At 62.2% G+C, this 6,897-nt stretch carries 8 protein-coding genes; 5 read left to right on the top strand and 3 right to left on the bottom strand.

The genetic code is table 11. The features are described from left to right. Window positions 1-582, bottom strand: a 582-nt coding sequence (locus GM1_RS18385) for an MspA family porin (RefSeq protein WP_008381355.1), incomplete at its 3' end; no start/stop codon positions are given. Window positions 583-1,092: 510 nt separating this feature from the next. Here GM1_RS18385 and GM1_RS18380 point away from each other — a divergent pair. The 3 genes from GM1_RS18380 to GM1_RS22080 all read left to right on the top strand — a co-directional run bounded on the left by GM1_RS18380 (window position 1,093) and on the right by GM1_RS22080 (window position 3,961). Further along, window positions 1,093-1,752, top strand: a complete 660-nt coding sequence (locus GM1_RS18380) for a hypothetical protein (protein WP_008381354.1) — start codon at window positions 1,093-1,095, stop codon at window positions 1,750-1,752. Window positions 1,753-1,778: 26 nt separating this feature from the next. Beyond that, window positions 1,779-2,810: an ImmA/IrrE family metallo-endopeptidase gene (locus GM1_RS18375; RefSeq protein ID WP_008381353.1), complete on the top strand. Its 1,032-nt coding sequence runs from the start codon at window positions 1,779-1,781 to the stop codon at window positions 2,808-2,810. A gap of 851 nt (window positions 2,811-3,661) precedes the next feature. After that, complete coding sequence (locus tag GM1_RS22080; RefSeq protein WP_008381352.1) at window positions 3,662-3,961, top strand: transposase; 300 nt, start codon at window positions 3,662-3,664, stop codon at window positions 3,959-3,961. On the opposite strand, the gene GM1_RS18370 is transcribed toward GM1_RS22080, so the two are convergent. Both GM1_RS18370 and GM1_RS23030 read right to left on the bottom strand, forming a co-directional pair. Then, a protein-coding gene (locus GM1_RS18370) for an IS3 family transposase (RefSeq protein WP_373278356.1) occupies window positions 3,942-5,182 on the bottom strand; the annotation gives its coding sequence in 2 pieces (ribosomal slippage) (window positions 3,942-4,900 and window positions 4,900-5,182; 1,242 coding nt in all). The two genes, GM1_RS22080 and GM1_RS18370, sit on opposite strands and share 20 nt — an antisense overlap. Before the next feature lie 347 nt (window positions 5,183-5,529). After that, the gene (locus GM1_RS23030; RefSeq protein WP_223291298.1) at window positions 5,530-5,679 is read right to left on the bottom strand and encodes a hypothetical protein; all 150 of its coding nucleotides are present in this window, start codon (window positions 5,677-5,679) and stop codon (window positions 5,530-5,532) included. Between GM1_RS23030 and GM1_RS23025 the strand changes: the two genes are divergently transcribed. Both GM1_RS23025 and GM1_RS18360 read left to right on the top strand, forming a co-directional pair. Beyond that, on the top strand, window positions 5,609-5,755 hold the full coding sequence (locus tag GM1_RS23025) for a HepT-like ribonuclease domain-containing protein (RefSeq protein ID WP_223291352.1): 147 nt from the start codon (window positions 5,609-5,611) through the stop codon (window positions 5,753-5,755). The genes GM1_RS23030 and GM1_RS23025 overlap by 71 nt on opposite strands. Window positions 5,756-5,947: 192 nt before the next feature. Beyond that, window positions 5,948-6,751: an alpha/beta fold hydrolase gene (locus GM1_RS18360; RefSeq protein ID WP_008381347.1), complete on the top strand. Its 804-nt coding sequence runs from the start codon at window positions 5,948-5,950 to the stop codon at window positions 6,749-6,751. The last annotated feature ends 146 nt before the right edge of the window (window positions 6,752-6,897 follow it).

The following is a 6,897-nucleotide window of genomic DNA, read 5'->3' as shown; positions in this document are numbered from 1 at the left end:
GTTGGTGGTGTTGAGTTCGATGCCGGACAGGACGATGTCGGCAGTCGGCTGAGTTAGGGCGATCTCAGCGAGGGTGACGGTGGTGATCTTGCCCGCTCCGACCTCGAACTCGAGATCCGCGGACGGGATCACGGTCGCCTCAGCACCGAGCTCGGCGCCGATCTCGCCGATCTTGCCGCCACCACCGGAACCCGAGATGGTGACCTCGGGTGCGATCTTGGCGTTCACTCCGCCGGTCAGCTTCAACTCGGGAGTATGCGCGGTGACCTTCACGCCGTTGGGCGCGACGGAGACGGGGTAGCCGATCTGGTAACCGACCTCCACCGTGGCCCGAACGGTCTTGCCGTCGATGTTGCGGACGGCCGCGTGCACGTCCGAGGAGAGCAGTGCTTCGCCGGAGAACGGTGAGGAGTCCAGCGCGGGGATTTTCTTCGCACGGAGCTTGGATGCGGTGAGGGTGATGTCGACACCTTCACGTGTGTGATGGGTCCGGGCATCGGCAGGTCCGGCGAGCAAACTTGAGGCCAACGCGAACGCGGCGATGATGGCAAGGACGAGTGGTGTCGCGATACGACGCAACATAGGTGACCCCCAAAGTCGGAACAGGCCAATCGGCCTGTGTAACAACCGCGTTCGAATCGGCGATACTCACTTCAGATCCGGTGTGCGGTGGAAGCGTTGTGCTTCCGCAGGTGATTCCACGCCTCGGGCAACCCGTAGGCAAACACTCGTCGAGAATGCTCGGCAAACGGCCAGTTCAGGCTATGTTTCCATTTGTCCGGTCCGGACACGGACTGCGGTCCACATAAAAGATGGACACCAGAACACGCACTGAAAGTGGCCAAGACGCGACTGCTTCCGGCTCTCATGCTTGCCGCCACCAACGGCGCGTTCGAACAGTCGTGGTTTCAATCCGCCGCGGCCGGCACCCGGGGTAGTAATCGTGAGGCGTGTCTGGCGAATGCCGCAGTGGCGATGGACGTAGCCCCGTCTGGCGCATAGCCAGCTTCCTCTTCGCAGCATCACGAGCATGTTGCGTGAAATAGGACCACGATTGAGGTAGTGTTTTACGCAACTACCTAGAGGGGTTCCATGATGGCGCTAGTGAACGCACAGCCAAACGGCCAGGACGACGAGCGGCGGTTGATAGCGATGGGGCTCTCCACTGAGCTGATACACAACGGACTTCGGCGCGGTGTTGTGCGGGCTGCGAACCGCAGCTCATACGCGCTGAAGACCGCCCCAGGGACCGACATCTACCAGGACGGTATGGAGGATTTCACTGAGCTTCTCACCGCCGACGGATGGCGTGCTGTCGATATCGAGGGTCAGCCGAGGCTCCTGCATCCGGCAGGATTGCTCGCGTTCACGATCTCGTCGGGGATCAATGTCGGGAAGCCTGAGCTCCACTGCCGGCTGCGTACTCGGCGAAAAGGTAAGACCACAAAGGGCTCTCTCGCGCCGCGACCGCAGCACCCGGTCTTGTTCGGAGACCCTGTCGACACGGCGGGGCCGGTCGAGGAGTCAGCTTCAGCACCGTTCTATTTTCTTCTGTGCGAGCGGGCAGGCCTTGATGGCGGTGTCTACATAGAACTCGCCCGTCCGGCCGGCATGACCGACGGAGGCTGCGTTAACGCTTGGAGTGATCGGATTCGCGTCGGCTTCTTCCCGTTGGAAGGTGACTTGTCGGTGTTCGATCAGCCTGGCGATGACGGTCCGGACGGATTCGACGTGCCGGTCGAACCTCGATGACCGCCTGCTGTCAGCGGCGGTAGCTCATGTTCAATCCAAGTCGCCTACGTCTAGCTCGCCTTCGTCTCGGTTACACACTTACCGAGTTGGCCAAAGTCAGTGGTGTCTCGTCGCGAGCCCTCACAGATTTCGAGAACGGGCACCGGCCGCCCGCGGAGGATACGCTGATCAAGCTTGCCGACGCGTTAGCCGTACCGGCCGCCTTTCTTGAGCGGGAGTCTATCGAGCCCGTGGCAACCGGTGCGGCCAGTTTCCGCAAGCTGAGCAAGACCAGCGCGATTCGACGTGACGCTGTCCTCGCGAAGGCTTCGCTTGCGCTTGAGTTCTTCGACACGATTGAGGAGCGTTTTCGCCTTCCGGACGCTGATATCCCCACGTTCGACAAGCTAGCTCCGGAACACGCAGCTGGACTGGTACGGCATCGATGGAGTCTAGGAGACCGGCCGATCTCCAATATGGTGCATCTGTTGGAGGCGAAGGGTGTGCGAGTTGCGTCGCTCAGTCACTCGTACGATGACATCGATGCCTTCTGCTTCTACCGCGACGGTTCCCCCTACGTCTTCCTGAACACCGAGAAGACTGGCGAGCGACAACGCTTCGATGCCGCACATGAGCTGGGGCACCTCGTCCTCCACAGCGAGCTAGAAATGGATCCAAGCACGTCAAAGGAGCGAGAGGCAGAAGCGAACGCCTTCGCGTCCAGCTTCCTCATGCCGAAGACTGCTGTTGAAAGCCAACAAATGCGGGCGGCCAACATCGAACGGGTTTTGGCGGCTCGCTCGTACTGGAAGGTTTCCGCCATGGCCATGACCCATCGCCTGCACGAGCTTCATCTCCTAACCGACTGGCAGTACCGCTCGGCTTGCATTACGTTGTCTGAACGAGGATTCCGGCGGTCAGAGCCGGGCGGCATCGTCCCAGAGACGTCGCAGCTTCTCCGCAAGGTGATGTTCGGCGAGGGAGCCAGAATCACCGCGAGGGAAGCGGCAAGGATCCTTGATCTATCGCCCGCCGAGGTCCGAGAGTACGTACGCCACCTGGTACCTGTGAGCGCGTAACGGTCGATTCGTCGCTGCGATCTTCGGCGCGCCTCGGGAGACTCTCACTGGGCGTGAACCTCATCCGTGGGTGTCATGTACTTCAACAAGGAGATCCTGCTAACGAGTGCTGCTTGTCGGACTGAAGTGAGTTACGGCGAACTGCGAGCATGACGGCATGCGGAAGCATCCCATCGACGAAACACTGCCATTTCGTCCAATGCCTAGGAGCGTGTCGCGCGCGATTAGGGTTGAGTGCGGCGTCCGCTCCGGAGCGCGGCACTATCTCGACCGGCCAGTCTAGAATCGAGTAACAGAGTTCACCAGAGCATCTACTTGGCGGCGAAGGCCGTGTTTAGACGAGGCATGGTTGTGGCGACATACATGGCCGGGCACCGCGCGAAAGGGTGTGCCACAGCGAAGAATCCGGTGTGCCGAACTTGCGTTAACTCTGTATGTAAATGCTGGTCAGGTGCTTTTCCAAACATGCCCAAGAGGGATATTTGGAAAAGTATCCTCGATGGATTTGGAAAAGCCCCAGGCTGTGATCGCCCTGGGGCCTTTTCGTGTGCTGAGCATCCCTTGGGGAGGTTCGAGAGGAGCCTAGAAGCCGGTCCTGAGTGGCGTACGGGGCCGCTTCTTCGGTTGTAGCGGCGATTTCCGTTGACTCGGCAGGAGGCCAGGGTGCTATAGGCGTGGTTGGGCAACACAGGCTCTGTTGTCGTGACTGTGTGATGCGGGGAAGGACACTGGGGCTTAGGTTCTGTTACGAAAGTGGCTGATGTGATGTCGGCGTGTCGACGTGCATGAGAGGAGGCCTCCGCGCTAACGCAGTTGGTGTCTAATCATCAACGCTCGCAAGGAGGCCTCCCATGGCCACCGTATCGGCATCGGCCCGCCACGACCTGACCGACAGGCAGTGGAGCATTCTTGAACCACTTCTGCCGACCCCACCCAGACTCGGCAGGCTCCGCCGATACCGTCTCCGATCGCTGATCGACGGCGTCCGGTACCGAACCCGGATCGGTTGCCCATGGCGAGACGTTCCAGACTGCTACGGCCCGTGGTGGCGGGTCTACGCCTTGTTCACGCAGTGGCAGCTCGCCGGAGTCTGGGTCCGCATTGAATTGACCCGGGTTTGTTGGAGACCGATCAGTTGTTCTGTGAGGTGAGTTCGAGTACCGGGTTCTGGGTCCAGTAGTCGGCTTCGATCGCCGCGGGTGGTTGATAATCCAGCGCTGAGTGCAGGCGGGTGGTGTTGTACCAGTGGACCCATTCGGCGGTGGCGATCTCGACGGCGTTGGTGCTTGTCCACGGTCCGTTCTTGTAGATCAGCTCGTGCTTGTACAACGAGTTCAGGGCTTCTGCCATCGCGTTGTCGTAGGAGTCCCCGCGCGAGCCGACGGAGGCGATGGCGCCGGCCTCGTCGAGGGCCTGGGTGTAGCGGATGGCTCGGTATTGCACGCCGCGGTCGGAGTGGTGGATCAGCGCGGTCAGGTCGTGCCCGGCCCGCCGGCGCTGCCACAATCCCATCGCCAGGGCGTCGATGGCGAGGTCGACGAACATTCGGGTCGAGGTCTGCCAGCCGACGATCATCCGCGAGAACACGTCCAGCACGAACGCCACGTACACCCAGCCGGCCTCGGTCCGCACGTAGGTGATGTCGGCGACCCACAACTGATTCGGCGCCTCAGCACGGAACTGTCGCTCGACCAGATCCGCCGGGCGTTCGGTCTCCGGCGCAGGGCGGGTGGTGCGCGGGAACTTACCGCGCACCACCCCGCGGATCCCCAGTTCAGCGCACAATCGTTCGATCGTGCACTTGGCCACGGTGATTCCTTCGTGGTGGAGTGCGGCGCGGATCTTGCGGCGTCCGTAGATGCCGCCGGAGGCCTCATAGACCCGCATGATCTGGGTCGTGAGGTACTGATCGCGCACGGACCGCGTTGACGGTGGCCGGGTGCGGGCGGCGTAGTAGGTCGATGGCGCGATCGCGCAGCCCGCCTGCGACAGGGCCGTGCAGATCGCCTCAACGGGCCATCGATGTCGGTGCTGGTCGATGAACGCGACGATCAGCGGTGTGGCCGGTCGAGCTCGGCCGCGAAGAAAGCCGAGGCTGTCTTCAGTATCTCGTTCGCCCGACGCAGTTCGGCGTTCTCCTTCTCCAACCGGCGGATCCGCTCGATATCGGAGACTGTCTCGATCCCAGGCGTATCGGCTTGGCCAGCCTCGACGCGGCGGACCCAGTTCCGCAGAGTTTCGGGGTTGATGTCGAGTTGCTTAGCGATCCGGGCCAGCGCGCCCGGCGCGGTCTCGGGATCCTTCCGGGCGTCGATGGCCATCCGTGTGGCACGGTCGCGCAACTCGGGTGAGTACTTCGATGGGCGAGGCATGAAACAAGTGTCCCTTCCGGTCAAACCTGTCTCCATCAAACCCGGGTCAATTCACTCATTGTAGGATTGCCCGAAGGAGCCATCTCGAAGTGGGATCGGGCTATCAAACGTCCGCAGCGTTACGGACGGTGGCGTCGTGAGCAGATTGCGCCTCTGGTCATTCGTGCGACACGAATGACCGGGCACGTTCAGTCCGAGGCCAAGGAGTTGGTACGGAGGTTTCCAGCACTCAAAGCGTATGAAGTTCAGCAGGCGGGGACTACCTAAAGGTCGGCGTTACGTCAGCGCAATCGAGTCGCAGGACCCCAATTTCATCGACATGGCAGAGGATGCTATCGAGCGCAACTTTACAGATTATCGGGGAGGCGGCGAACGATCTCCCGGTCGAGGTGATCGAGGCGCACCCGGAGGATCGTCTGGCCCCAGATCCGCGGCTTCCGCAACATCCTCGTCCACCAGTACTTCGGCGTCGACACCGAGGTCGTCCGCGACGTCATCGAAACCCATCTTCCTCTGCTGGCCGATGCCCTGCGATCATCCGATGAGCCCGAAACGGGTCCCGCTGCGCCCTGAATCTGCCACGGGTGTGCCATAGCGGAGATCGAGGTGTGCCAGAGCTCACCCGCGCGATCATCAACCCAGTGGTCAGGTACTTTTCCAAATATGCCCAAGTAGTGATAGAAGACCGATGAGCAGATGCTCATCGGTCTTCTTTCGTTTGAAGGTCGATGTGTGGCGTGAACTCGGTGAAGGGATCATGGACCGATGAGTTCCACGTCAGACCGTCTGCCCGTTGTCCTTCTGCACGGCTGGCCGGTCACGCAGGACCACTGGCGACACCTGTCGCCCCGCCTTGCCGACGCCGGTTTCGCGCCGACGGCGATCTCGTTGCCAGGTCTGGGCGTTCCCGCGACGGGCGTGAGCAGCTTCCGCAAGGCCCATCTCGCTGCGCGACTGCGGGAGGAACTGACAAGGCGAGGGGTGACACGATTCGCCCTCGTGGCGCATGACTGGGGAGCGACGGTTGCGCTCCTGCTGGCGGCGGCCGCGCCGGACTCGGTGGTCTGCCTCGTCGTCGAAGAGGAGATCGCGCCCGGCGTCGACGTGGAGATCCCCGAACCGGGCGCCGCCCACTACCCGTCCTGGCACGGCCCGTTCAATCGAGTTCCCGGCCTCGCCGACACGCTGGTCCCGGGACGGGAGGACGCCTACTACGGAACATTCCTGAGCGAGAGCGCCGGCCCGGAAGGGCTCGACGAGCTCGTCCTGCGGTCGTACATCGACGCGTATCGGACGGAGGGTGTGCTCGAGGCCGGTCTCGGCTACTACCGCACACGCGACGACGACGTGGCGGACATCAACGCGCTTCGATTCGACCCGGTTGCGGTTCCGGTCCTCGCCGTGGGCGGCCGCTACGCGATGGGTTCGGCCGTTGCGCAGGGCCTTCGGCCACTGGCGACAGATGTCGGCAGCATCGTCCTGGATCGCTCGGGACACTATCCCGTCGAACAGGAACCGGAACAGACGGTTCGAGCCGTCGTCGGGTTCTTGGAGCATCATCGGCGCTGACGACCCCATCGCATGGCTGGCGGGCCCGGTTCACCGGCTGACGTTCCACGTGGAACAACAGGTGGCGCTTGGTCCGTCCGGCTCGGTCAATTCGTGCATAATCGCATGGGGAGGCGCGCTCGAGGCTCGCCGCAGAAGGGGAGATG

The organism is Gordonia malaquae NBRC 108250 (genome assembly GCF_000344135.1).
GTDB lineage: Bacteria > Actinomycetota > Actinomycetes > Mycobacteriales > Mycobacteriaceae > Gordonia > Gordonia malaquae.
Note: the sequence above shows the minus strand (reverse complement) of the source record. Positions and strands in the feature narration are given on the sequence as shown.

Excerpts from the sequence above, each read along its gene's own strand:
- GM1_RS22080 (WP_008381352.1), top strand. The coding sequence starts at position 3,662 with ATGGCCACCGTATCGGCATCGGCCCGCCACGACCTGACCGACAGGCAG.
- GM1_RS23030 (WP_223291298.1), bottom strand. The coding sequence starts at position 5,679 with ATGACGTCGCGGACGACCTCGGTGTCGACGCCGAAGTACTGGTGGACG.
- GM1_RS18375 (WP_008381353.1), top strand. The coding sequence starts at position 1,779 with ATGTTCAATCCAAGTCGCCTACGTCTAGCTCGCCTTCGTCTCGGTTAC.
- GM1_RS18380 (WP_008381354.1), top strand. The coding sequence starts at position 1,093 with ATGATGGCGCTAGTGAACGCACAGCCAAACGGCCAGGACGACGAGCGG.
- GM1_RS18360 (WP_008381347.1), top strand. The coding sequence starts at position 5,948 with ATGAGTTCCACGTCAGACCGTCTGCCCGTTGTCCTTCTGCACGGCTGG.